25 protein-coding genes and 1 tRNA gene are annotated in these 25,054 nt (G+C 29.2%); 10 read left to right on the top strand and 16 right to left on the bottom strand.

The genetic code is table 11. The features are described 5' to 3' along the window. The first annotated feature begins 107 nt into the window (after positions 1–107). Entirely contained in the window at positions 108–311 is a 204-nt protein-coding gene (locus PLW95_01215; protein ID HOV21289.1) for a hypothetical protein, read from the top strand. On the opposite strand, the gene PLW95_01220 is transcribed toward PLW95_01215, so the two are convergent. The 9 genes from PLW95_01220 to PLW95_01260 all read right to left on the bottom strand — a co-directional run bounded on the left by PLW95_01220 (position 304) and on the right by PLW95_01260 (position 7,941). Next, complete coding sequence (locus PLW95_01220) at positions 304–1,257, bottom strand: Gfo/Idh/MocA family oxidoreductase (protein HOV21290.1); 954 nt, start codon at positions 1,255–1,257, stop codon at positions 304–306. The two genes, PLW95_01215 and PLW95_01220, sit on opposite strands and share 8 nt — an antisense overlap. Continuing rightward, positions 1,251–1,814 (bottom strand): guanylate kinase, encoded by a 564-nt coding sequence (gmk, locus tag PLW95_01225; protein HOV21291.1) that lies wholly within the window; start codon positions 1,812–1,814, stop codon positions 1,251–1,253. The genes PLW95_01220 and gmk overlap by 7 nt, the downstream gene beginning before the upstream one ends. After that, a complete protein-coding gene (locus PLW95_01230) occupies positions 1,815–2,768 on the bottom strand; it encodes a tetratricopeptide repeat protein (GenBank protein ID HOV21292.1) in 954 nt (317 codons plus the stop codon). It lies immediately after the preceding gene. Next, positions 2,765–3,529 carry an ABC transporter permease subunit gene (locus tag PLW95_01235; protein ID HOV21293.1) on the bottom strand — a complete coding sequence of 255 codons (765 nt, stop codon included), beginning with the start codon at positions 3,527–3,529 and terminating at the stop codon, positions 2,765–2,767. The genes PLW95_01230 and PLW95_01235 overlap by 4 nt, the downstream gene beginning before the upstream one ends. Before the next feature lie 3 nt (positions 3,530–3,532). Beyond that, on the bottom strand, positions 3,533–4,288 hold the full coding sequence (locus PLW95_01240; protein ID HOV21294.1) for an ABC transporter ATP-binding protein: 756 nt from the start codon (positions 4,286–4,288) through the stop codon (positions 3,533–3,535). Positions 4,289–4,349: 61 nt separating this feature from the next. Next, positions 4,350–5,129: a polyprenyl synthetase family protein gene (locus tag PLW95_01245; GenBank protein ID HOV21295.1), complete on the bottom strand. Its 780-nt coding sequence runs from the start codon at positions 5,127–5,129 to the stop codon at positions 4,350–4,352. Further along, positions 5,129–6,217, bottom strand: coding sequence for an alanine racemase (gene alr / locus PLW95_01250; protein HOV21296.1), 1,089 nt, complete (start codon positions 6,215–6,217; stop codon positions 5,129–5,131). The genes PLW95_01245 and alr overlap by 1 nt, the downstream gene beginning before the upstream one ends. Next, positions 6,210–6,878 carry an orotidine-5'-phosphate decarboxylase gene (gene pyrF, locus PLW95_01255; protein HOV21297.1) on the bottom strand — a complete coding sequence of 223 codons (669 nt, stop codon included), beginning with the start codon at positions 6,876–6,878 and terminating at the stop codon, positions 6,210–6,212. Before pyrF ends, alr begins: the two co-directional genes overlap by 8 nt. Next, positions 6,853–7,941, bottom strand: a complete 1,089-nt coding sequence (locus PLW95_01260; GenBank protein ID HOV21298.1) for an MraY family glycosyltransferase — start codon at positions 7,939–7,941, stop codon at positions 6,853–6,855. The genes pyrF and PLW95_01260 overlap by 26 nt, the downstream gene beginning before the upstream one ends. Before the next feature lie 186 nt (positions 7,942–8,127). Here PLW95_01260 and argJ point away from each other — a divergent pair, with 186 nt between their 5' ends. The 8 genes from argJ to PLW95_01300 all read left to right on the top strand — a co-directional run bounded on the left by argJ (position 8,128) and on the right by PLW95_01300 (position 17,059). Then, entirely contained in the window at positions 8,128–9,330 is a 1,203-nt protein-coding gene (gene argJ, locus PLW95_01265; protein HOV21299.1) for a bifunctional glutamate N-acetyltransferase/amino-acid acetyltransferase ArgJ, read from the top strand. Further along, positions 9,327–11,267, top strand: coding sequence for a V-type ATPase 116kDa subunit family protein (locus PLW95_01270; protein HOV21300.1), 1,941 nt, complete (start codon positions 9,327–9,329; stop codon positions 11,265–11,267). The genes argJ and PLW95_01270 overlap by 4 nt, the downstream gene beginning before the upstream one ends. A gap of 299 nt (positions 11,268–11,566) precedes the next feature. Beyond that, positions 11,567–12,238, top strand: coding sequence for a hypothetical protein (locus PLW95_01275; protein HOV21301.1), 672 nt, complete (start codon positions 11,567–11,569; stop codon positions 12,236–12,238). Between the two features lie 6 nt (positions 12,239–12,244). After that, positions 12,245–12,316 (top strand) — tRNA-Ile (locus PLW95_01280). A 15-nt stretch (positions 12,317–12,331) separates the two neighbouring features. After that, positions 12,332–13,021: a 50S ribosomal protein L25 gene (locus PLW95_01285; protein HOV21302.1), complete on the top strand. Its 690-nt coding sequence runs from the start codon at positions 12,332–12,334 to the stop codon at positions 13,019–13,021. After that, positions 13,018–13,578, top strand: coding sequence for an aminoacyl-tRNA hydrolase (gene pth, locus PLW95_01290; GenBank protein HOV21303.1), 561 nt, complete (start codon positions 13,018–13,020; stop codon positions 13,576–13,578). Before PLW95_01285 ends, pth begins: the two co-directional genes overlap by 4 nt. A 14-nt stretch (positions 13,579–13,592) precedes the next feature. Next, positions 13,593–15,680: a sodium-translocating pyrophosphatase gene (locus PLW95_01295; GenBank protein ID HOV21304.1), complete on the top strand. Its 2,088-nt coding sequence runs from the start codon at positions 13,593–13,595 to the stop codon at positions 15,678–15,680. A gap of 221 nt (positions 15,681–15,901) precedes the next feature. Beyond that, on the top strand, positions 15,902–17,059 hold the full coding sequence (locus PLW95_01300) for a malic enzyme-like NAD(P)-binding protein (protein ID HOV21305.1): 1,158 nt from the start codon (positions 15,902–15,904) through the stop codon (positions 17,057–17,059). Here PLW95_01300 and PLW95_01305 read toward each other — a convergent pair. The 5 genes from PLW95_01305 to PLW95_01325 are packed head-to-tail and all read right to left on the bottom strand — an operon-like array spanning position 17,054 to position 21,838. Further along, on the bottom strand, positions 17,054–18,415 hold the full coding sequence (locus PLW95_01305) for a neutral/alkaline non-lysosomal ceramidase N-terminal domain-containing protein (GenBank protein ID HOV21306.1): 1,362 nt from the start codon (positions 18,413–18,415) through the stop codon (positions 17,054–17,056). The genes PLW95_01300 and PLW95_01305 overlap by 6 nt on opposite strands. Before the next feature lie 18 nt (positions 18,416–18,433). Next, complete coding sequence (locus tag PLW95_01310) at positions 18,434–19,345, bottom strand: Gfo/Idh/MocA family oxidoreductase (GenBank protein ID HOV21307.1); 912 nt, start codon at positions 19,343–19,345, stop codon at positions 18,434–18,436. Further along, a complete protein-coding gene (gene ispG / locus PLW95_01315; GenBank protein ID HOV21308.1) occupies positions 19,326–20,399 on the bottom strand; it encodes a flavodoxin-dependent (E)-4-hydroxy-3-methylbut-2-enyl-diphosphate synthase in 1,074 nt (357 codons plus the stop codon). The genes PLW95_01310 and ispG overlap by 20 nt, the downstream gene beginning before the upstream one ends. Continuing rightward, complete coding sequence (rseP, locus tag PLW95_01320; protein HOV21309.1) at positions 20,396–21,475, bottom strand: RIP metalloprotease RseP; 1,080 nt, start codon at positions 21,473–21,475, stop codon at positions 20,396–20,398. Before rseP ends, ispG begins: the two co-directional genes overlap by 4 nt. A 27-nt stretch (positions 21,476–21,502) precedes the next feature. Next, positions 21,503–21,838 (bottom strand): hypothetical protein, encoded by a 336-nt coding sequence (locus PLW95_01325; GenBank protein ID HOV21310.1) that lies wholly within the window; start codon positions 21,836–21,838, stop codon positions 21,503–21,505. Positions 21,839–22,044: 206 nt separating this feature from the next. Between PLW95_01325 and trxB the strand changes: the two genes are divergently transcribed. Further along, a complete protein-coding gene (gene trxB / locus PLW95_01330) occupies positions 22,045–22,965 on the top strand; it encodes a thioredoxin-disulfide reductase (protein HOV21311.1) in 921 nt (306 codons plus the stop codon). Here trxB and PLW95_01335 read toward each other — a convergent pair. Both PLW95_01335 and trpE read right to left on the bottom strand, forming a co-directional pair. After that, a complete protein-coding gene (locus PLW95_01335; protein HOV21312.1) occupies positions 22,962–23,525 on the bottom strand; it encodes an aminodeoxychorismate/anthranilate synthase component II in 564 nt (187 codons plus the stop codon). The genes trxB and PLW95_01335 overlap by 4 nt on opposite strands. Then, positions 23,525–25,009, bottom strand: a complete 1,485-nt coding sequence (trpE, locus tag PLW95_01340) for an anthranilate synthase component I (GenBank protein HOV21313.1) — start codon at positions 25,007–25,009, stop codon at positions 23,525–23,527. The genes PLW95_01335 and trpE overlap by 1 nt, the downstream gene beginning before the upstream one ends. Positions 25,010–25,054: the final 45 nt, after the last annotated feature.

Here is a 25,054-nt window from a genome sequence, read left to right on the forward strand (position 1 = left end):
AGAATTTCTTATTCTGAATATAATAAAGCAAAAAAGGAAATTTTACAAAGATTATTTCAAATAAAATAAATAAGGAACGGGTCAAAAGTATTTATTTTGTTAGAGGTTTGGTTAATAATAGTATTTTGTTTAGAGAAAAGAAGAAGATAGGAATAAAAATAGAAACATTTGGTGATGAAGCATTATTTACTATTGAACCAATTTCAAAAGATGTAAAAATTGATGAAATAATTAAAAAATATAAACTCATTACTTATAAAGAATACATAAAAAGGGCAACAGAAGTTCAAGATGATGCAAGAACTAAATAGTGTTTTTATAAATGTTTTCTACAAGTTCCATTGTTTTAACTGCATCATAAAAGTTTGTTTCTGGTAATTTCTTTTTCTCAATACATTCAATAAAGTGTTTGTTTTCATCTAAAAAACCAGCAATTTCAAATAATTCTTTTCCTCCTGTAAACTCTTTTGCATCTATACTCTCTCCTTCTTCTTTTCCATCAGAATAAATCATTGCTTGATTTTCAGGGTCAACAAATACAACAATCCCTTTACCATGTATTTCTAAAGAAAAAACCCTTTTTCCACTCGTCCAGTTTGCAGATAAAATCCCTATTGCTCCTGAAGAAAATTCAATTAAAGAACAAAAAATGTTATTATAATCAGCAAATAGCCCTTTAACAATACTTTTAACTTTTTTTACATCTCCTCCAATATACCTTAAAAGGTCAACTGAGTGAATAACATCGCAGGTCAAAATATCAATTGCCCCATTGTAATAAGGTGGTTGGCCCAAATAATTTTTAAAAAAATTTGCCTGTGTTAATATAACTTCCCCTTTTTCTTCTATTCTTTTTTTCCCTTCTACTATTAAAGGGGCAAATCTCCTTTGAAAACCGACCATTGTCAAAACACCCTTTTTTTCTGCCAATTTTGCCATTTGTTTTGTCTGTTCAAGTGTTATTCCAGGTGGTTTTTCTATAAAAACATTAAGGCATTTGTTTAAACAATGAATAACGATATCAAAAAGATGGTGTGGTGGCATTATTATATAGATAGCATCAGGACTTTTTTCTTCAAGCATTTTTTTATAGTCAGTATAAACATTTGAAATTTTATATTTTTCTGATGTTTTTCTTAATCGTTCTTCATTCAAATCACATATACCTATAATTTCAGCATTTTCAATTTTTGAAAGTGAAGGATAATGAACTAAATTTGCCATTCCTCCTGCTCCAATAATACATACTTTCACCATTTTTTTGACCTTTCAATAATTTTTTTTATTTTTTCAACTGTTTCTTCAATATCTTTGTTTATTACTCTATAATTATAATACTTCATCAATATTTTCCTTTCATATTTTGCTAATTTTATTCTTTTCTTTATTTCCTCTTCACTCAGGTCACCTCTTTTTCTCAATCTTTCTTCCTGTTCTTTTATAGAAGGAGGTAAGATACCAATTAAAATTGCATCTGGAAATATCTTTTTAATATTCATTCCACCTTGAGTATCAATCACAAGTAAGACATTTTCATCTTTTTTTAATTTTTCTATTACTTCTTTTTTGGGTGTACCGTAGAAATTTCCATAAACATTTGCATATTCAAGAAATTCATCTTTTTCAATCATTTTTTTAAACTTTTCTATAGGCACAAAATTATAATCAATTCCATCCTTCTCACCAATTCTTGGTTTTCTTGTAGTATAAGTTATAACAGTTTTAAGATATGGTAATAATTTAACTAATTGCTTTTGAATAGTGGTTTTCCCAGTTCCAGAAGGAGCAGAAATAACAAAAATTTTGCCGCCCATTTATGGAGTAAATTTTCCTTTTGTTTCTAACTCTTGTATTGCTCTTTCAGCAATACTTTTGAATCCAGTATTTAATAACTTTTCCCATTGCTTCATAGCAAGGTCAATTTGCCCATTTTTCTCATATGCATGTGCTAAAACATCATCAACATAATCAGGATGAGGAAATTTTATTGCTTTTTCTAAATACCTGACAGCATTTTTGTAATCCTTGCCTTTGTGATAATATGTCCATCCAAGTTCAAAATAAAGGTCATATTTTTCAGGATTATAGGCAACCCCTTTTTTTAAAAATTCAATTCCCTGATTGTACCAATAAAGCATCTCATCAACTATACCTATAAATTCTTTTAAGGCATCAATAAAAAATTTATTTTCCTCATTTACCTTATAATTATCCAAAAAGTACTGGTAATTACCCAACTCTGTAAGCAATTTCGTTATTCTATCTTCCTCCATCCCTTCTTTTAATCCCAAATTCTCAATCAAAAAATTTAATTTCTCCCCTATTTTAATTATGTTATGTAAGTCCTTTTTATCTTTTTCAGGTAAATTTTTAACTTTTTCTTTATACTCTTCTATCAAGTTTTCTTTATTAATTTTAACCTGGGCAAAAATATTGTAAGACATATGCCAACCACCAACAGACCAAACAGTAACATATTGGGGTTGTAACCATGCAATTGATTCTAAAAGAGGTAGCATTTTATAGTGCTGTCCTTCGTGCCAATAATTTTCTATATTTAACCATAATAGGTCTGCTGCCAATCCCTTAAAACCAGAAAGAACTAAACTGCCTGCTACCTGTCCTGGCATAAGTAATAGTCCACTTTCAAGATTTTCTAATTTTTTATTATAATCAATACTCACCTGCAAAAATCCTAATGGAATGTATAATAAAATTGCAGTAAAAAGAAAAACCCAGTTTTTACTATTAATTTTGTTTTTTCTCATACTTCCCTCTTCTGGAAGAAATAAAGACCAATAAGTATAACAATGAATGTATATAAAATCCCATAAGTTAATGTCTTTAAAACATAACTCCATGAAACAGGAACTCCAAGTACAACTTTATCTCTTATCGCAAAGTTTTCATAATTTGGAACAATTGTATAAAGCATCTGACCTAAACCTTTTAATATAACACTTTCTGTTCTATCAACAAGTTGTCTTCCATAAGAAGTTAAATGACCAATTATATAAAGGAAAAAGGAAAAAATAATGTTAAAAGCATCTGATGCAAAAGTAGCAACACTTAAAGTTATCGTACTTATTAAAACAAGTTCAAAATATATTAAAAGAAGTGTTTTAAATGTTTCAACATCTGGTGGGCTTTTTTTGAAAACAAGAAGCCCTATAAAAAACAAACTGATAAGAATAAAATTAACTAAAATTATCAAACACATACCTAAAAATTTTCCAATGAATAAATTTCTTCTTGTAACTGGTTTTGTTAGAAGTGTATAAATTGTCCTTTTCTCTATTTCCCCTGATAAAGCACCCAAAGCACCAAATATTGCAATTAAAGCACCAAAAAATTCTATTGTAGAAAAACTCACATCTTTAATCATTTTAAGTTCTTCTTCTGCTGTGAGAAAAGAAAAGAATTTTGAAGTGCCTATTACAATCAAAGCAAAAACAACAAGTATATACAATGTTTTTTTTCTTAATGATTCTTTAAATGTATTAACTGCAATAACCCATACTTTTCTCATCCCTCACTCCTTTTTATAATTACTATCAAATTCTTCTATTGTTTTAACAAAAAGTTCCTCAAGGTTGTTTGCATTATATTGAGAAATCAATCCTTCAAGAGTACCTGTTGTAAGAAGATAACCTCTATGAAAAATACCTATTCTACTACAAACTCTTTCAACTTCTGAAAGAAAATGGCTTGAAAGTAAAATTGTTTTTCCCTGTTTTTTTAACTGAATTAATAAGTCCCTTGTTTCTAGGCATCCAATCGGGTCAAGCCCTGTTGTCGGTTCATCAAGTATAAGTATTTTAGGGTCATTGATAAGTGCTGCTGCTAAACCAATTCTTTCAAGCATCCCTTTTGAATAATGTCTTAATGTTAATTTTTTTACTTCTGATAATTTAACAAGAGAAATCAAATATTCAGTTCTTTCTTTTATTTCCTCTTTATTCATATTAAAAAGCCGTCCATAAAAATAAAGAAGTTCAGGACCAGTAAGATAGTCATAATAATAGGGATTTTCAGGCAAAAACCCAATATTTTCTTTAACTTCAACATCAAATTGATTTTTCCCCATTATACTTATTTCTCCTTCAGTAGGAAATAAAATTCCAAGTAAAAGTTTAAGACATGTTGTCTTTCCTGAACCATTTGGTCCAAGAATTCCGAATATTTCTCCTTCTTCAACTTTTAAACTTACTTTATTTAAACCTACTACTTCTTTCCCTCTTCCGAGAACATAAATTTTTGTAAGGTCATTTGTCTCTATAATTGCCATAAAACACCTCCAATTTGTTTCATTAGTTTATACCAATTAAGAACAATTGTCAAATATTCTTTTAATCTAATCTAAAAAGTTCATCAATAATAGACAGAAGAGAAGTTCCTTTTTTACCAAATAATTCAATATCTTTTTTAAGTTGTTTATGTATAAAAGATAATTTACTTTTTAATTTTTTTATATCACCTTCTTTATCTTCTATATCATCTCTTATCTGAAATCCAATTCCAAAATTTTTAGAAATTTTTAAAAGTTGTTTTTTCTCTTTATCATTTACTCTTTTGAAAAAAGTTGGGCCCAAAAAACACACCTCAAATAATTTACCTGTTTTTTTTTCATCTCTTTGTCTTTTAAATTTATCGCTAACATTTTTATCCTTGGAAATAATATCAAGAACCTGTCCACCTGCCATGCCTTCTGAACCAATTGCTTTTGCAACATAACTAATAAGAGAAGATATTTTTGTCCCTGCAATAACTTGAAAACCAAGAGCAATAAGTGAATCACCTGCTAAAATTGCTATATCTTCTCCAAATTTTTTATGACAGGTAAGTTTTCCTCTTCTATAATCATCATTATCCATTGCAGGTAGGTCATCATGAATAAGAGAAAAATTATGAATAAATTCTACTCCACAGGCAAAAGGCATCAATTTTCTTTTATCAATATTTAAAATTTCTCCAACAAGAAGAATTATTATAGGCCTTAATCTTTTTCCACCTGAAAAAATAGAATATCTCATTGCTTTATGCAATATAGAAGGTGTTATTTTTTCAGATGGTAGATATTTATCAAGATAATATTCAATTTCCTTTTTTAATTTTTTTATTTTATCCATTATTTATAAACTTTTTGCATCCGTCTGGCGCCAAAACCACATAAAATTTCCTGTGGAACGGTATTACCTATTTTTGCCATATTTTCAATTTCAAAATTATCACCAAAAATATATATTTCATCTCCTATTTTAACATTTTTTCCACTTACATCTACAAGTGTCTGGTCCATACAGATATTACCAATTATCTTTATTTTTTTGTTATTCCATTTAAGCTCAAACTTGTTTGAGAGAAATCTTCTTAGCCCATCTCCATATCCAATGCCGAGTGTTGCAACTTTTGTTTTCTTTTCTGTCTTATAAGTAATTCCATAACTTAAATATCTCCCTTCTGGTAATTCTTTCAAAAAAAGGACTTTACAGAATCCCTTTAATGCTGGTTGGAGTTTTAATTTCTTTGCAAGTTCTTTTGAAGGATAGATTCCAAGAGTTAATAGTCCTATTCTAATCATATCAAAATTCTTATATGTTTCAGGCAGGTTTATTATTGCTGCGGAATTTGCTATATGTTTCAAAGGTATATTTTTAAGTTCATTTACTTTTTCAAGAACACTGTAAAAGTTTCCTATTTGGTATTTTGCATATTCCTTATTTTCCCATTCAGCAGTTGCAAGATGAGTATAAATCCCTTTGGTAAAAATGTTTTTTTCTTCTTTTACTTTTTTTATAAAATTTTCTGCTTCTTCTTTTTGAATACCTATCCTTCCCATTCCTGTGTCTATTTTTATATGAACAACTGCCTTTTTTTGTCTTTTTTTAGAAACTCTTTTTAACTGCTCAAAAACATCATCACTGCATAATGTAATTTCAATATCTCTCATTATAAGTTCTTCAACATCAGAAGGTAAAATTGGTCCTAAAACAAGGATTGGTTTTTTAATTCCAATTTCTCTTAACTCAATACCTTCTGAAGGTATTGCAACTCCAAAATAATCAACTACACTTTCAATTTTTTTTGAAACATATTTTGCACCCATCCCATAAAAATCACTTTTTACTGTTGCCATAAACTTTCTTTTTGTAAAATTTTTTATCTTTTTTATATTTTCAATTATTTTTCCACAATCAATTTCAATCCATCTATCCATTTTTTATCTCCTGTAATATTTTTTTAACACAATCTTCTGGTTCTTTACTATCATAAACAGGTCTACCAACAACAATAAAATCAGCCCCTTCTTTTACTGCCTGTTTAGGAGTTATTATTCTCTGCTGGTCGTCATTTTCCTTTTTTAATCTCACTCCTGGAACAACAAGTAAATAAGGATATTTTCTCAAAACAGAAATTTCTTCTCCTCCAACTACAACTCCATCAAGTCCCCAATTAAAAGCATTTTCTCCTAATATTGAAACTTTTTTCTTTATATTTGAAAATCCAAAGTCATTTTCTGTTAAAGATGTTAAAACAGTTATTCCAATAAGTTTTGTAATTTTGTTTGTTTTCTCTCTCTCCTCAATTGCTTCTTTTATCATTTCCTGTCCACCTAAAATATGTAGAGAAATCATATCAATACCAATATCACAGCAATTTCTTACTGCATTTTTTACTGTATTAGGAATATCAAAAAATTTAAAATCAAAAAAAATTTTTTTGTTTTTCTTTTTTAATTTGTCAATTAAACAGAAACCAAATTTTAAAAAAGCAACTGGACCAATTTTATACCAGCCAACATAATTTTCTGTTTTTTCAATTATAAAATCCATTTTTTCTTCTTCTGTTATATCAAGAGATATTATTAAATTTGCCATTTTTTCTCCCCACAAGTTCAAGTATACCTACTATTGAAAGAATTATTATAACCTGAATTATAATAATTAAACATCCCCATATGTTTAAATTTTTCATCAATAACGCTCCAAGTCCTGTACAAATTGTCAGAAAATAAATAAAAATAACTGCCTGTTTTTTATTCATCCCTAAATTAACTAAACGATGGGAAATATGGTTTTTATCTGCTTTAAATATAGGTAATTTTCTCTTTTTTCTTATCCAGATAATTGAAATTGTATCAAAAAATGGAACAGAAAAAATAACAAGAGGAGCAAAAATTGGCAGGTATGGATTTGTTGTCTCATACTTATAAAAAGTAATAATAATTGAAATTGTTGCAAGAAAAAAACCTAAAAAACTACTTCCAGATTCTCCCATAAAAATTTTTGCAGGAGGGAAATTATAAATCAAAAATCCTGAAATAGCCCCTAGGAAAACAGATAGTAATGTACTTACAAAAAGTTGTCCCATCTGTACTGCAAAAATAAAAAGTATAAACCCGGAAATTAAGGAAACTCCAGCACTTAGTCCATCCATATTATCCAAAAGATTAAAACTATTCATCATAAAAATGACCCATCCAGTTGTTATAATAAAAGAAATAAAATTGTTAGGAATGAAAAGAGAAATTTTTATTCCTGAGAAAAATAAAGCAATTGATACAAAAATTTGTAAGGATAATTTGACAAATGGCTTAAGATGGAAAATATCATCAAAAATACCAAAAAGAACAACAATAAAACCAATTGATAAAATTAACAAAAGTTTTGGTAATGACTGAATAATTCCAGGAATATAAATTTTCAATTGTAAGAAAATAATATTTAATCTTACAAATAGAATACCTAAAAGAACAGTAGCAAGAATTGAAAGAAAAATTCCAAGACCACCTAAAAGAGGAGTTGGAACTTTGTGAATCTTTCTTTCAGAAGGTATGTCAATAATATTAAATTTTCTAGCAATTTTCCCGGAAAAAGGAGTAAAAAAAATTGACAACAAAAAACTTCCTAAAAAACCCAAAAGATAAACAACATTCCACATAAAATAAATTATAAAAGAAAAAAGAAGTTTTTCAAGACATAAGTATTTTTAACCATTTAAATTTCAGACAATAAATAAAATGCCAAATTGAATAAAATGGTGTATAATATGAATATTCTAAGAGGAACAGCAAAAAAGATAATTCAGTAAAAATATCGCAGGTATTAAAGATGGAAAAGGAAAAAGATGAGAAATAATAAAAGAGGCGGGATTACTTATGCAGATGGGTTTTTATCTTCTGGTATTTATAGTGGAATAAAAAAAGAGGGAAAAGACCTTTCCTTAATATATTCAAAATTACCTTGTGTAGCAGTTGGAACTTTTACAACAAATAAATTCAAGTCATATAGTTTGATAGTAACTATGAAAAATATAAAAAATCCAATACATTCTATTATTGTGAATAGCGGAAATGCTAATGCTTGCAATGGGAAAGAAAATTATATAAAAACAAAAGAAGTAGTTGGAAAATTAGCAGAAAAATTAAAAGTAAAAGAAGAAAATATACTTTTTGGTTCAACAGGTATTATCGGTGCTCCTTTACCCTATCAAAAAATAATTTCTTCTCTTGATGAACTTATAAATTCATTATCTTGTTCTGGACATACTGCCGCAGCAGAAGGTATAATTACAACCGATACTTTTTTAAAAGAATTTCAGATAAATACCGGTATAAAAGGAAGAAAAAAAGAAATTTTTATTGGGGGTATGGCAAAAGGAGCAGGTATGATAAATCCAGATATGGCAACAATGCTGTCTTTTATAACAACAGATGCAGTTATTGAAAGAGATGCACTTGAAACTGCTTTAAAACAAGCAGTAGATAAGTCATTCAATATGTTGGTAGTTGATAATGATACAAGTACAAATGATATGGTTATATGTTTAGCAAATGGAGCAGCAAGAAATAAAAGGATTCATTATAATACGGATGAATATTTTAAATTTTACCAGTCATTAGAAAATGTATGTATAAACTTAGCAAAAATGATTGCTAAAGATGGAGAAGGAGCAACAAAATTCATTGAAGTGAAAGTTAAAGGTGGCTGGTGCGAAAAAGATGTAAAGAAAGTTGCGAAAAAAGTGTGTGGTTCCAATCTTGTTAAAACAGCAATTTATGGGTGTCAACCAAACTGGGGTAGAATCATTGCATCAGTTGGTAGTTGTAAAGTAAAGTTTAATCCAGAAAAATTAGAACTTAAAATTTGTGGAATAAACATTTTTCAAAATGGGAATGTAATTAATTTTGATAACAATCTACTGAGACAAAAATTACAGGATAAAGAAATTTTGATAGAAATTGACTTAAAACAGGGAAAATACCAGACATCTTCTTTTGGATGTGATATGACAGAAAAATATATAAAAATAAACAAGGAATACGAATGATTGCTAAAATGTTGAAGTTTCATCTATTTTTTCTTGGAGATGAAAACAAACTTTTAAGAACACTACAAAAAAAAGGTATTGTGGAAATTAACCAATTAGAAAAAGAATATGGTTTTGAAAATTTAAAAGAGAGGGTAATTTCCATTGAAGAAAAAATAAATAAAATTGAATTTCTTAAAGGCATTGTTAAAAAAATTGATGGTAAAGAATTTAGTGGAAAAATTTTACTTACAGAAAGTCAGGAACAAAAAATAATATCTAATTTCTTAGTTGATGAAACATTTGATAATTTCAAAAAATTAAATGATGAAATTGAAAGAAGGAAAATAGTGGATAGGAAAATAGAAACAATAATAAACCAACTGAATAAATTTAAAAATATAAAATTAAATTTTGCAACTCTTTTTTCTTTGAAAAATTTTTCTTTTTACATTTTTACATCAAAAAAACCTATTTCTTTAATATCTGAAGATATTCTTTTTGAAAAAGTATATCAGGATAAAAAAGAAATATTCTATTTAATTGTTTTCCCTTCTGGAAAGAAAGAAGAAATTTTTGAGAAGATAAAAGAAAATAAAGGAGAAATAATTGAAGTAAAAAAGTGGAATAAATATCCAGAAGATATTATAAAAAAACTTCTAAAAACAAAAAAGAAAAATTTAGAAAAAATTAATAATTTTGAAAAGTATATAGGTGAAAATATAAAAAAAATTAAGAATGAAATCTTTGTTATTTATGACCATTATATTTCATTGCTCGATTATTTAAAAACAAAAGAGAAAGTTACCTCTTCAAAATTTATAAAATGTTTTTGTGGCTGGATTAAAGAAAAAGATATTGAAAAATTAAAGGAGGCCATTAAAGAAACATCACCAGATAGTTTTCTTCATATTGTTCCACCACAAAAAGATGAAGATGTACCTATAGTACTTGAAAATCCGCCCTTAATTGAACCATTTGAGGTTGTTACTGACCTATATGGAAGACCTATTTATAAAAATATGGACCCAACATTTGCCCTTTCTTTATTTTTTGTTATTTCTTTTGGTTTCTGTACTTCTGATGCTGGCTATGGAATATTACTGATTTTGCTTTCTTTAATTTTAATGAGAAAATTTAAGTTCTATCCTTCTTTTATTAAATTTCTTAAACTTCTTATATATGGTGGGATAGGGGCTATAATAATTGGGGCTCTTACGGGAGGATGGTTTGGAGATATAATAAGCAAATTACCAGAAAAGTCCATTATTACGAAAACATTAAGTTCATTTATAATTTTAGACCCATTAAAAGAAGGAAATAATGCTTTAATTTTTCTTGCATGGGCTTTAATTATTGGTTATATTCAAATAATCTGGGGTTTGATATTAAATCTTTATAATTCAATAAAAAACAAAGTAATAACAGATATATTACTTGCAACTTCAACTCTTTCAGTACAGATTTTTGCAGGAGTCCTTGTTTTCCTTTTCTTAAAAGGGCTAAAAACAGGTATATTTTTTTATATTCCTATTTTTATTGTTATTCTAAATTTTCTGACAATTATGGCTGTAAATGCAACCTCACAAAAGGGGCTTCTTATAAAGGGTTTCTGGGCTATTTATAGTGCTTATTCAGTTATTGCAGGTAACTTATTAGGAGATGTTTTAAGTTATAGTCGTCTTTTTGGACTTGGATTAACATCAACTGTTCTTGCTATTGTTGTAAATCAAATTGTATTTATGGCAGGTGGTATTCCATTTATAGGACCTTTATTTGCTGTTATAATATTTTTGCTTGGACACTTTGGGAATCTTGCAATAAACTTATTGGGTAGTTATGTTCACACAAGTAGATTACAATATCTTGAATTCTTTACAAAGTTTTATCAGGGAGGAGGAAAGCCATTTAGCCCATTTTCAGAGAAACGGATTTATACATATCTTAAAAATTTTTAATTTTAAGAAAAAAAAGGTAAAATAAATGGTAGTGTCAAAAAATAGATGAAAGAAAGATGAAATTCCCCCTCACCCATACCCCTCGGGCGTAGTTCATATGCTCACCCGTTGGGCTATGCCCAGAGGGATCCGTAGCCAAAAGCGAGGACCCTACGGGCGAGCCTCTCCCCAAGGGGAGAGGGAAGAAAGAAAAAAGAGGAGGGATATAAAGACTTATAAAAGCATTAAAAGACAAAGAAAAGAACTATAAAATCTATAGCCAATTTTGGCAGAACCAAATAAATGAAAAGGAGGAGAATATGGGAAAAGAAAGTATATGGAGCCCGACAGTGGCATTGGCACAGAAATTCTGGCTCGGACTGTCAAAAGTAATTGCAGCAGTGTTAATTTTTCTTATTGGATGGCTTATTGCACGACTTTTAAAAAATTTGATTATAAGATTTTTTAAGGTAATAAAAATTGATAAGTTGGGTGAGGACTCAGGTCTTAAAGGACTCCTTGAAAAAGGAAATGTTACAAGAGACATTTCTGAATTGATTGGTATTGGTGTGTACTGGCTTTTGATGCTTGTAGTTATCTTTATTGCAGTTGACTTTGCCGGTATTTTAATTCCAGAGGAAGTTATAAACACTTTACTTGGTTTTATACCAAAATTCATCTTAGGGCTTCTTATTTTTATATTTTCTGTTTTTCTTGGAAATTTTTTCAACGGGATAGTTAGAACATCAGCAGGAAATATGGGAATAGAAAAAGCATCTCTTCTTGGTAAAGTTACTCATATTTCAATTGTTGCATTTGGGGCAGTTATTGCTTTACAACAAATAGGAATTGCTCCCACATTTATAGCAAATGTTTTTATAATTGTTTTAGGTTCTTTCTGTTTTGGAATTGCTCTTGCCTTTGCACTTGGTTGTAAAGATATTATCAAAAATTATTTAGAAGACCATTTTAAAAAGGACAAGAAGGAATAAATTAAAGGGCGCGTAGCTCAAGGGCAGAGCACCGTGCTGATAACGCGGGGGCTGGTGGTTCGAATCCACCCGTGCCCATTAAAGGAGAAAGTTATGGAAAAAATTGAATTTTCTGCTGAAATAAGAGAAGGAACAGGTAAAAAAATAACAAGAAAATTGAGAAAAAATGAGTATATCCCTGCTGTTCTTTATGGAGCAAAAGAGCCCCCTTTGTTGCTAAAACTAAAAAGAAAGGACACAGAAAAAACAATAAGACACATAGAATCACATAGTATTATGGCAGACCTGATAATTGATGAAAAATCAGGGAAGAAAGAAAATGTGAAAGTTGTATTAAAAGAAATTCAGGTGAACCCTATAAAGGAAAATATTACGCATCTTGATTTTTATAGAGTAAGTATGGATAAACCAATATTCATTACAGTTCCACTTCATTTTATAGGAACTGCTCCAGGTACTGAAAAAGGGGGAATTCTTGATGAAGAAATGAGAGAAATAACAATTGAATGCCTTCCAAAAGATGCGCCTTCTTTTCTTGAAATTGATATTTCTTCTCTTGATATAGGCAACACATTACTTGTTAAAGATATTAAAACAGACAAAAAAATAAGAATAGTTGAAAATGGAGAAAGGGTAGTTATATCTGTTCTTGCTCCAAAAGTTGTTGAAGTTGAAGAAGAAGCAGTAGAAAAAGAAGAGGTGAAAAAAGAACCAGAAGTTATAACTGAAGAAAAAGTTGAAGAAAGAAGAAAAGAAAAAGAAAAGGAAAAAGAAGAGAAGTGAAAATTTTTTTTGGTATTGGCAACCCTGGAAATGAGTATAAGAATACAAGACATAATGCCGGCTTGATGGTAATTGAGAATTTTTTAGACAAATTTGAAAATTATACAGAAAAAAAACATAGATATTTTATTTCTTATGAAATTTCTCTTGGCGGGAAAGAAACAATCCTGGTAAAACCAAGAACATATATTAATGAAAGTGGAATATCTTTTAAGAAAGTTCTTGATACATATAAAGTAGATGTTGAAAATGTAATTGTTATCCATGACGATTTAGGAATAGAGACAGGAAAAATTAAAATTGTATTTGATAAAGGAGATAATGGACATAAAGGAATAATTTCAATATTTAATACAGTTGAGACAAAAAATTTCTACCGTATAAGAATAGGAATAGGAAAGGGGAAAATAGAAATAACTTATGTTGATTATGTTCTTTCTCCTTTTGAAGAAGAAGAAAAAGAACTTATAAAAAGTTCAATAGAAAAAGCAGTAGGTGCAATAGAAGAAATAATAAGGTCAGGAATTGAAAGAGCAATGACAATTTATAATAGATAAGGAAGGAGGCAAAAATGGATTGGTCTCAGGTAATTACAATTATTGGTTCTGTTTTTGCATTGGGATATACTGTTTTTATTGTAAAAGGGATATTAAAAGAAAAAGAAGGAACTCCTGAAATGATAGAAGTTGCAGAAGCAGTCAGAACAGGAGCAAGAGCATATTTAAAAAGGCAGTATAAAGGCGTTAGCATGTTTTTTGGGATTGTTTTTATAATTCTTCTTCTTCTTGCTTTTTTGAAATATCTGCCTATTTTTGTTCCATTTGCTTTTCTTACAGGAGGGTTCTTTTCTGCTTTAAGCGGGTATATTGGGATGACAGTTGCAACAAAATCATCTTCAAGAACAACCTTTGCTGCTAAGACATCTCTAAATAAGGCATTAAGAATTGCCTTTTCTGCTGGTTTTGTTATGGGACTTGTTGTTGTTGGGTTTGCTTTATTTGATATAAGTATCTGGTATAATATTTTGAATTTTGTTTATAGACACCTACCTCTTGAAGAAAAATTAAAAAATATAACTTCAACTATGATATGTTTTGGAATGGGAGCAAGTTCTCAGGCACTTTTTGCAAGAGTTGGAGGTGGAATTTATACAAAAGGAGCAGATGTTGGAGCAGACCTTGTTGGAAAAGTAGAGGCAGGGATTCCAGAGGATGACCCTCGTAATCCCGCTGTAATTGCAGATAATGTTGGAGATAATGTTGGAGATATAGCAGGTATGGGAGCAGACCTTTATGAATCATATACTGATTCAATAATTGCAACAATGGCTCTTGCTTATGCTGCTGGACTTTCAATTAAAGGGATTGCAGTTCCTATGGTAATAGCAACAGTTGGGGTTATATGTTCAATAATTGGTTCTTTATTTGTTAAAGTTGGTGAAGAAGCAAGTCAGGCAAACTTATTAAAGGCCTTAAGAAGAGGAACTTATTTAGCATCAATTCTTACATTTATTATTTCGTATTTTGTAATTATTAAAATTCTTGGCAGGGGATATATTGGACTTTATGGTTCTGTTATAAGTGGGATATTCGCAGGTGTTATAATTGGATTTTTTACAGAATATTTCACATCAGACAATTATAGCCCAACAAGAAATGTTGCAATAGCAGCAAAAACAGGACATGCAACTGTTATAATTGAAGGACTTGCAACAGGGATGTTTTCCACTATTGCTCCTGTTTTAACGGTTGTAGTTGCAACTTTATGTGCTTATATATTACCAGGCGGATTTGCCGACCCTGCTCTTGGGCTTTATGGAATTGGGCTTGCTGGTGTAGGAATGTTAAGTACACTTGGAATTACACTTGCAACTGATAGTTATGGGCCAGTTGCTGACAATGCTGGTGGAAATGCAGAAATGACACATCAACCATCTTTTGTAAGACAAAGAACAGATTCTCTTGATGCGCTTGGAAATACAACTGCTGCAACAGGAAAGGGATTTGCAATTGGTTCTGCTGCTTTAACTGCTCTTGCCTTAATTGCTGCTTATAAAGACCAGGTAGTTCTCTTAGGAGGAAAAATTGATTTTTCAATTATGAATGTACGACTCCTTTTAGGTATCTTCATAGGAGCAATGTATCCTTTTTTCTTTTCATCAATGGCTTTAAGAGCAGTTGGAAGAGCAGCACAGAAAATTGTTGAAGAAGTAAGAAGACAATTTAGAGAAATTAAAGGACTTATTGAAGGAAAAGCAAAACCTGACTATGCAAAAGCAGTTGATATATGCACAAAAGCAGCACAAAAAGAAATGGTTATTCCAACAGTTTTCACGGTCATTTTACCAATTATTGTTGGAATACTTTTAGGGACAGAAGGAGTTATTGGATTGCTTGTAGGGGCAGTAACAAGTGGTTTTGCAGTTGCAATTATGATGGCAAATTCTGGAGCAAGTTGGGATAATGCAAAAAAATATATTGAAAAAGGGAATTTGGGTGGGAAAGGAACAGAAGTGCATAAGGCAGCAGTTACAGGTGATACAGTTGGAGACCCATTTAAGGATACAGCAGGTCCATCATTAAATATTCTTATAAAATTAATCTCAATTATTTCAATTGTTTTTGCCAGTTTTATTGTCAAAAATTCTCTTTTTAAATAGAAAGTGCGTTTTTCCATCCGTTCATCTTTTTGGAGGATGTAAAATTATAACTAAAAGCGGAAAAGTTAAAGATACAACTTAAAATTTAAAAAGTTTTTATCTTTTGTATTTCGTCCGCTAAAAAGCGCATCGGACGCTAAAATACGCGTTTTGAACTTTACATTTTAGTTTTACACTTTACGCTTTACATTTTACATTTTTAAAATATTTATTTTAAATAAATGAAAAATATATTTGAAAAGTCAATTCAACTACATAAAAAAGCAAAAGGGAAAATTGAAATAAAATCAAAAGTCCCTTTACTAGATAAAAATGACCTATCACTTGCCTATACCCCAGGAGTAGCAGGTCCCTGTGAAGAAATAAAAAAAGATATTTCAAAAATTTATAAATACACTTCAAAATGGAATTTAGTTGCTATTGTTACTGATGGAAGTGCTGTTTTAGGGTTAGGGAATATTGGAGCAGATGCATCCTTACCAGTAATGGAAGGAAAAGCAATTTTGTTTAAGGAATTTGGTGATGTTGATGCTTTCCCAATTTGTATAAAATCCCAGAAAATTGAAGATATAGTAAAAACCATATCTCTTATTTCTCCTGTTTTTGGTGGTATAAATCTTGAAGATATTTCTTCCCCAAGATGTTTTTCAATAGAAAAAAAATTAGAAAAAATACTTGATATACCTGTCTTTCATGATGACCAGCATGGAACTGCTGTTGTTGTTTTAGCAGGACTTATAAATGCCTTAAAATTGACTAATAAGAAATTTAACAAAATTAAAGTTGTAATAAATGGAGCAGGAGCAGCAGGTATTGCAATAACAAAAATGCTTTATAAAACAGGAGTAAGAGAAATATTTTTATGTGATAGAGTTGGAGTAATTTATAAAGGTAGAAAAGAAAATATGAATTCTGCAAAAGAAGAAATAACTAAATACCTATCAAAAAAAAGCAAAAAGGGAACACTCAATGAAGTAATTGAAGGAAGTGATGTTTTTATAGGTGTTTCAGGACCTGATATATTAAATGAAGAAATGGTAAAAAAAATGAATAAAAATTCAATAATTTTTGCTATGGCAAATCCAATACCTGAAATAATGCCTGATAAAGCAAAAAAAGCGGGTGCTTTTATTGTTGGGACAGGAAGAAGTGATTTTCCAAATCAAATAAATAACCTACTTGCTTTTCCTGGTATTTTTAGAGGTGCCTTAGATATAAGAGCAAAAAAAATAACAGATGAAATGAAATTAGCAGCAAGTTATGCTATTGCAAATTATATTCCTGAAAATAAACTTTCTCCTTCTTATATAATTCCGTCTCCTCTTGATAAAAAAGTAGCAAAAAAGGTCTCTGAAAAAGTATCTTCTGCCTATTTATGAAATTGCCTTAATTTTTGAAATGGTTGAGTATATTTTTTCTTCTGTATTTTTGTTCACTTTGCTTGCCATCGGTAATGTTTCATAACTTGTATTTATGCCTATTGCTTCTGTAAGGTCTATATCCTCAATTTCTTTTATTTCAAGATTTTTTTCATATTGCTGGAATGCTCTCTTTGTTGGAATATATCCTAAATGCCAATTTGAATTTTGAGCAATTATTGTATTCTCAATTCCTAAAATTTTTTTAATATTCATCCCTATTTCTACAAAAATTTCTCCACAAATACCAATAAGTATGGTTTTATCTCCAATTTTAACACCATTTAAGTCAACTTTAATACTTTTATTTTTCCTTTTCTCTTTATATATACTTACTATTCCTGAAGCAATCATATATTTAAGGAAAGTTTTTTTCTCCTTTTTTAAAATTTCTTTTGCCTTTCTATATACCTTTTCAGTAATTTCTCTATAATCTAAGTTCATTGGAAAATAAAATGGCTGTATCTTTTTAATTTCTGTTGCTTTCACATCTATTTTTTCTTTTACCTTCTCGCTTATTTTTTTTGCTATCTCTTTCCCAATGTTTGTACTTCTTGTTTTATAATCAAATGGATTTATATGATTTATATCACCTGATGGACCATTTAATACAATAACTTCAATTTCTCCAAATTCCTTTTTTAATTCATCCCTTAAAAAACCAGGCCAATCAGAAGATATTAAATTATCACCGAGTGTATCAGGATGAAGAGCAAAATTTACAATAATTCCTTTTATTTTCCCGCTTTCATTGTCGTCTATCTTTAAAAATGTCAATGTTTTATCAACTTCTCCTGCTGGTTTTACTATATTTTCAATTTGATTGAAAGGGTTTGTGATAACTCTTCCATCTTTCATTAAATATCTTCTATTAAAAGATATTCCATCAACTTCATTTTTACCAACTGCTATTTTTGCCTCCTGCCTTCTTCTTAAAGCAATTTTTACACTTGAAGCAATATAAAATGGGAGAACTTCAAGATAACTTTTTTCAATATAAAATCCTTTTGTATAAATTGATTCTTCCGTAAAATCAACAACAGGACCTGTATGAGTATGTGTTGCATGAATTAAAACATTGCCTTTTTTTATTCCATTTTCTTTCAATAAAATTTCTCTTACTTTTTTTGTTATATTATCTGATAAATTACATAAATCACAACTAATTACAACAAAAATATCATCATTATCATCAAAAACAACACAACTTGCATATAGGTCATCTCTTATATCAACACTCCTTCTATCCTGAAAATAACCTTGAAGAGAAGAACCAACAGGAGGTGTAATTACAACCTTTCCAAATCCAACTTTCATTTTTCCTCCTTTGTAAATTCACTTAATTTCTGACAAATTTACTTTTCTGTTTTCTTTTTCACTTACAAGAGATGCCTGGATAAATTTCATAATTTCAAGTGTTTCTTCTTCTGCCACAGGTGATTTACCAGTTTGAAAAAATTTCATAATTTCTTTTAACAATTGTGAATAAAGAGGAACTTCTTTTGAATAAATAACCTGATATACATTTTTTTCTTCTAGGACAGTTGCTCCATATTCATATGCTCCTTTTCTTAATCCCCTCATTGAACCTATTCTTCCATCATTCCACTTTCCTACAACAAAATGAAAATCATTTGTTACTTCACAAATTACCTGTTTACATCCAATCCCCATAAATGTGTAAAGAATTTCAACTCCATGAATACCATACCAGAATAATCCAGGATTAGTTGGGTCAAGTGAAGCAGGTGAAAATGCATCACATCCAAAAACATTCCCGACTTGTTTCTTTACATTCTGAATATTATAATCATACCTTAATGATGATGATGAAAAAACAGGACAGTTAAACTTATTTGCATATTTAAAAATTTCTTCTGCATCTTTATAATTTGCTGCCATTGGTTTATCAATAAAAAGTGGCTTTCTTGCCTCTATAACTGGCTTTGCCTCTTTTAAATGTCTTCTTCCATCAACACTTTCAAGAAGTACTGCATCAACCTTATCAAGCAATTCTTCAATTGAATTGACTATTTCAACTCCCCATTTCTCAACTAATTCTTTTTTAAAGCCATCAACTCTTGAATAACTTGCTTCAAGGTCGGGACTGAAAGAAGGATAACCACAAACAACTTTTCCTCCCTTTACATAATAAGGGTCATTTTTATCACTCAAAAGTTTCGTAAAAGCAGTGACATGCGAAGTATCAAAACCAATAATTCCAATTCTAATTTCTTTTTCTTCCATTTTTCTCCTCCATTTTAATAATTTCTTTTATCAATTTATTTATAATTTCTTCTTTTTTATATGTCCCAATTATAATACCCTTTTTAAAAAAAGCAAATTTCCCAACACCTCCTGCTATTCCAATATCTGCCTGTTTTGCTTCTCCTGGGCCATTTACACTGCATCCCATAACTGCAATTTTTAAATTTTTAACAAAGGGATATTTTTTATTCAATCTCAAAATCTCTTTTTCAACTTTTTTTAAAACATCAAAAAGGGCTACCTGAATTCTACCACATGTCGGACAGGAAATAATTTCTGGCTCAAACCTTCTTAACCCCAATGCCTGTAAAATTGATTGAGCAATTTTTATTTCTTTTACAGAACTTTCTGTTAATGAAACACGAATTGTGTCACCAATACCTTCATTTAGAAGAATACCAATACCAAGAATTGATTTACTTTCTGCCATGTACCCTTTACCTGCTTCTGTTATTCCTAAATGTAAGGGATAATTAAATTTTTCTGCCAATTTTCTATAAATTTCTATTGTTTCTTTTACAAACGGGGTTTTTGCAGAAATAATAATATCATTAAAATCATTATCCTGAAAAAATTTTGTGGTTTCTGTTGTCTTTTCAATTACATTTTCTACAAGAGATCTTTTAACTTTAATTGAACCCGAGTTTATTCCTATTCTTATTGGGATATTTTTATTTTTTGCCTGTTTTATAATCTCTTTTAAATCATTTCTCTTCATATTCCCAGGATTTATTCTTATTTTATCAATCCCTTTTTCAATTGAATAAAGAGCAAGTTTCTTATTATAATGAATATCCGCAACAATTGGAACTTTTATTTCTTTTTTTAGAACCTTTATTGAGTCAGTATCCTTTTCATTAAGAATAGATATTCTGATAATCTCTGCTCCCTCATTTTCAAGTTTTTTGCTTTCTTTTAATAAAAAGGAAATATTTGAAGTTGGAACTTTTGTCATCCCCTGAATAATAACTGGACTATCTCCACCAACATAAATATTACCAATTTTTATTTTTCTTGTGTTTTTTCTTATCATTTTTTAATTAGAGAACTGATAACTCTTAAAATATCATTGTATGTAACATATAAAGCAAGAGTTATTAAAAGAATTACTCCTACATACTGGACAATTTCAAGAAATCTTCTTTTTGCTCTAAACCCAGTAATTTTTTCAAAAAAAAGACCAACAAGATGCCCACCATCAAAAAGGGGAATTGGAAAAAGATTTATAATTCCCAGGTTTATACTTATAAAAGCAATAAAATAAATATATTTTGAAATTCCATAGTGAACAATTTCTGCTGACCATTGTGCTATACCAACTGGTCCTGATAAAAGCTTCGTTGAAACTTCTTTTTTAATTAACATCTTAAAAGCAAGAAAAACACTATAAGACATTTTATAAAATTCTTTTCCTGCTCTTATCACTGCCTGCTGAAAAGGATATTTTTCTTCTATTTCTTTTGGTAATATCCCTATAACATATACTTTTTCTTTTTCTCCAGTAAGCGTATCTTCTGTGTAAGATACTGGTTTAATTTTAAATTGTAATATTTTGTTGTCTCTTTTTACTTTTAATTCAATTTCTTTTTCCGGGTTTTTTTTTGCTTCTTTTTTTATAACTGTTAAAACATCAAACCATTCCTTACATTTTTTCCCATTAATTTCAACTATTTCATCTCCAACTTTCAGTCCCACTTTTTCTGCTGGCATATTTTCAACAAATCCACCTATTTTAGTTCCATCATAACCAGGTAAGCCAAGCATAAAAGATGGTATAAGAAGTAAAAAACCAAGAATTAAATTATTTAAAGAACCTCCCACTAAAATTCTACTTCTTACTCCTGGTGGTTTTCCCATGTATTCCCATTTTTCAAATTCTCCTTTATCTAAATATTCTTCTCCTGCCATTTTAACATATCCACCAAAGGGAATCAGGCATATCTGATAAAGGGTCTCTCCCCTTTTCCATGAGAAAAGTTTTGGACCAAAACCAAGTGAAAATGTTTCAATTTTTACTCCTGCACTTTTTGCAAATAAGAAATGTCCACCTTCGTGAACAAAAATTATAACTGAAAATAAAAAAATGACTGCTATTATTGAGATAATCATTTTAGATATTTCCCATTTAGATATAATTTAAAAGTTTATTTTCTCACCATATTTGCCAATTAAAGGAAGACAATCTGTTTTTCCCTGTAAAGAATTAACAATCCCTATTATCATAAGAACAAAAACAAACATATAAACAAGATAAGAAAGGAAATAAAAAATTGTCCTTAAAAATGGGATAAACATAAAAATAAAGTGAATAAACCACCAGCCAATAGAAATTATCAAAAGAATAAGTCCCTGTTTTATATGAAATTTTGTGTAAGGATTATCTTTTTGAATAAGAACTGGAATTAAAATAAGTATCCCTAAATATGAAAGCCATGCAATTGACTTACCTTCTTGAATATTTTGTTGTTCCATTTTCCTCCTTTTGGAAAATTTTACTTTTTCTTTAATATCCTGTCAAATTTATTAAAATATACCTTAGGGAAAAATTACGAGATTTTAATAAATATATGTAAAATTCTGTCATTTTAAACTTGTTTTTTTATTTACATAAATTGAGGAAAAATTTGTTAACATTTCTTATTTAATAATGTGGTATAATAAACTCTGCGATATTTAAAATGGAAAAAGAAATATATATAATTGGAGCAGGACCAGCAGGTATTACAGCAGGAATTTATGCTTTAAGAAGCAAAATAAAAACAACAATAATAGAAAAATTTTCTCCTGGTGGAAATATGTTAATTACAGAGACAATAGAGAACTATCCTGGTTTTCCAGATGGTATAAATGGACTTGAACTCGCAGAAAGGATGAAAAAACAATTTTTAAATTTAGGAGGAGAAATAATTACAAAAGAAGTAGTTGATATTGACTTTAAAAAAGACAGAAAAACAATTTTTCTTTCAGATGGTAAATTTATTGATACAGATGTATTTATAATTGCAACAGGGAGTTCAAGAAAAAAATTAGGGGTAAAAGGAGAAGATGTTTTTATAGGTAAGGGTGTTTCCTATTGTGCTGTATGTGATGGATTTTTCTTTAAAAACAAAAATATCGCTGTTATTGGTGGAGGGGATTCTGCCTTAAAAGAAGCAATTTATCTTACAAGATTTGTTAATAGGTGTTATTTAGTTCACAGAAGAGAACAGTTCAGAGGTTCAAAATATCTTCAAGAACTGATTGAAAATAATGAAAAAATTTCCCCAATTGTTCCTTTTGTTGTTGAAGAAATTATAGGTAAAGAAAAAGTTGAATATCTCTTATTAAGAAATACAAAAACAGATGAAAAAATGGAATTAAAAGTTGATGGTATTTTTATTTCAGTTGGGCAGAAACCAAATGTTGAATTTTTAAAAGGAAAACTTAAATCAAATCCATCTGGATATTTAATAGTAAATGAAAAAATGGAGACATCTACAAAAGGTGTTTTTGCCTGTGGTGATGTTATAAAGAAGGATTTATATCAAATAATAACTGCCTGTGGAGAAGGAGCAATCGCTGCCTTTTTTGCTGAAAAATATCTTGATTCTCTTGATTAAATATCTAAAAAGTTTTTTATTAGTTTTTTCCCTTCTTCTGTTAAAATTGATTCAGGATGAAATTGCACTCCATAAATTTTATAATTTTTATGCCTTATTCCCATAATTTCTTCATCTTCACTCCATGCATCAATTTCTAAAACAGAAGGAATTGACTTTTTTTCTATTATAAGTGAATGGTATCTTGTTGCTTGAAATGGATTTTTCAAATTTTTATAAATGTTTTTGCCTTTATGATATATCTGTGATGTTTTTCCATGCATCAATTTTTGTGCTCCAATAATTTTCCCACCAAAGACATACCCAATACATTGGTGTCCTAAACAAACGCCTAAAATTGGAATTTGTCCGGCAAATTTTTCAATTATTTCACAGGAAACTCCTGCATTTTCAGGTCTGCCCGGTCCAGGAGATATAATTATTCTTGAAGGTGCAATTTTCTTTATTTCTTCTATTTTTATTTTATCATTTCTATAAACAACTATCTTTTCGCCTAATTCTCCAATATATTGATAAAGATTGTACACAAATGAATCATAATTATCTATTAAAAGAACCATTATATTTCCCCTGAAATCTCATACGCCTCCATTGGACCTTTACTTTTATTTATTGTTTCATAATATTCTCTTGTAGGTATTGAATCAGCAACAATTCCTGCACCTGCTTGAATATATGCTTTTTCTTTTGAAATAACAATAGTTCTTATTGTAATACAAAAATCCATATTTTTCTGAAAACTAAAATATCCAACTGCTCCTGCATAAGGTCCTCTTCTTGTTGGCTCAATTTCTTCTATTATCTCCATTGCCCTTATTTTAGGTGCCCCTGTTACTGTTCCAGCAGGAAAAGTTGATATTAAAAGGTCTATCGGACTCTTACCTTTTTTTATAATTCCTTCAATATTTGAAACAAGATGCATAACATGAGAATATTTTTCTATTTTCATAAAGTCAGTAACTTTAACACTACCTGGAATACAGACCTTTCCAAGGTCATTTCTTCCTAAATCAACAAGCATTATATGTTCTGCCTTTTCTTTTTCATCATTTATTAGTTGATTTTCAAGTTTTTTATCTTCTTTTTCATCTTTACCCCTTTTTCTTGTTCCTGCAATTGGTCTTAAAATTGCTTTTGTTCCTTCCTGTCTTACAAGAATTTCCGGAGAAGAACCAATTAAATTTGTATCCTCCATCTGTAAAAAGAACATATATGTAGAAGGATTAATCATCCTTAAACTTCTATAAATATTTAATGGTTGTGTATCCAATTTTTTTTCCCACCTTTGAGAAGGAACACATTGAATTATATCTCCATTTTTTATATATTTTTTTATTTTTTTTACACTTTCTAAAAATTGCTTCTGTGAAAAATTGCTTTTAAATTCTTTTGTTATTTGCTTTTTCTTTAATGGTTCAACCATATAAAGTGGCTTTTCTAATTTTACTTTCATCTTTTCTAATTTTTCAATTCCCTCATCATATAAACTTTTTAATGATTTATTTTCTTTTTCAATTGATAAATTTGTAATAAGTAAAATTCTTCTTTTGAAATGGTCAAAAACTATGATATCTTTTGAAAGGATAAATATGAAATCAGGAACTTTCAGGTCATCATAAGAAAGTGAGGGCAATTTTTCTATTGTTCTTATAAAGTCATAAGAAATAAAACCAATAAAACCACCTGTAAAAGGAGGAAGTTGTGGTAAAATTGGTGTTTTAAATTTTTTAAGATATTCATCAATTATTTTAAGTGGTTGGTTGTTATATAATTTTTTGCTTTCTCCGGTTGTATTGTCATAAATTTCAATCTCATTATTTTTCCCTTTTATAATTAATTCTGGACCCGTCCCTATAAATGAATACCTTCCTGTCCTTTCTTCCTGTTCAGCACTTTCAAGAAGAAAATTATAAACACCACTTTTTATTTTCATAAATGCAGAGACAGGTGTTTCAATATCACCAATTATTTCTCTACAAATAGGAATTATATTATATTTTTTGCTTAGATATGAAAAAACATTGTAATCAGGATATATTTTCATTTTATATAAGGTCCGCCCTCTTTTTTAGGACGGACCTCCAGCAAG

This window comes from bacterium, assembly GCA_035370465.1.
Taxonomy (GTDB): domain Bacteria; phylum Ratteibacteria; class UBA8468; order B48-G9; family JAFGKM01; genus JAGGVW01.

Coding starts and splice junctions, on each gene's coding strand:
- PLW95_01220 (HOV21290.1), bottom strand. CDS start 1,257: ATGGTGAAAGTATGTATTATTGGAGCAGGAGGAATGGCAAATTTAGTT.
- gmk (HOV21291.1), bottom strand. CDS start 1,814: ATGGGCGGCAAAATTTTTGTTATTTCTGCTCCTTCTGGAACTGGGAAA.
- PLW95_01230 (HOV21292.1), bottom strand. CDS start 2,768: ATGAGAAAAAACAAAATTAATAGTAAAAACTGGGTTTTTCTTTTTACT.
- PLW95_01235 (HOV21293.1), bottom strand. CDS start 3,529: ATGAGAAAAGTATGGGTTATTGCAGTTAATACATTTAAAGAATCATTA.
- PLW95_01240 (HOV21294.1), bottom strand. CDS start 4,288: ATGGCAATTATAGAGACAAATGACCTTACAAAAATTTATGTTCTCGGA.
- PLW95_01245 (HOV21295.1), bottom strand. CDS start 5,129: ATGGATAAAATAAAAAAATTAAAAAAGGAAATTGAATATTATCTTGAT.
- alr (HOV21296.1), bottom strand. CDS start 6,217: ATGGATAGATGGATTGAAATTGATTGTGGAAAAATAATTGAAAATATA.
- pyrF (HOV21297.1), bottom strand. CDS start 6,878: ATGGCAAATTTAATAATATCTCTTGATATAACAGAAGAAGAAAAAATG.
- PLW95_01260 (HOV21298.1), bottom strand. CDS start 7,941: ATGTGGAATGTTGTTTATCTTTTGGGTTTTTTAGGAAGTTTTTTGTTG.
- argJ (HOV21299.1), top strand. CDS start 8,128: ATGAGAAATAATAAAAGAGGCGGGATTACTTATGCAGATGGGTTTTTA.
- PLW95_01270 (HOV21300.1), top strand. CDS start 9,327: ATGATTGCTAAAATGTTGAAGTTTCATCTATTTTTTCTTGGAGATGAA.
- PLW95_01275 (HOV21301.1), top strand. CDS start 11,567: ATGGGAAAAGAAAGTATATGGAGCCCGACAGTGGCATTGGCACAGAAA.
- PLW95_01285 (HOV21302.1), top strand. CDS start 12,332: ATGGAAAAAATTGAATTTTCTGCTGAAATAAGAGAAGGAACAGGTAAA.
- PLW95_01295 (HOV21304.1), top strand. CDS start 13,593: ATGGATTGGTCTCAGGTAATTACAATTATTGGTTCTGTTTTTGCATTG.
- PLW95_01300 (HOV21305.1), top strand. CDS start 15,902: ATGAAAAATATATTTGAAAAGTCAATTCAACTACATAAAAAAGCAAAA.
- PLW95_01305 (HOV21306.1), bottom strand. CDS start 18,415: ATGAAAGTTGGATTTGGAAAGGTTGTAATTACACCTCCTGTTGGTTCT.
- PLW95_01310 (HOV21307.1), bottom strand. CDS start 19,345: ATGGAAGAAAAAGAAATTAGAATTGGAATTATTGGTTTTGATACTTCG.
- ispG (HOV21308.1), bottom strand. CDS start 20,399: ATGATAAGAAAAAACACAAGAAAAATAAAAATTGGTAATATTTATGTT.
- rseP (HOV21309.1), bottom strand. CDS start 21,475: ATGATTATCTCAATAATAGCAGTCATTTTTTTATTTTCAGTTATAATT.
- PLW95_01325 (HOV21310.1), bottom strand. CDS start 21,838: ATGGAACAACAAAATATTCAAGAAGGTAAGTCAATTGCATGGCTTTCA.
- trxB (HOV21311.1), top strand. CDS start 22,045: ATGGAAAAAGAAATATATATAATTGGAGCAGGACCAGCAGGTATTACA.
- PLW95_01335 (HOV21312.1), bottom strand. CDS start 23,525: ATGGTTCTTTTAATAGATAATTATGATTCATTTGTGTACAATCTTTAT.
- trpE (HOV21313.1), bottom strand. CDS start 25,009: ATGAAAATATATCCTGATTACAATGTTTTTTCATATCTAAGCAAAAAA.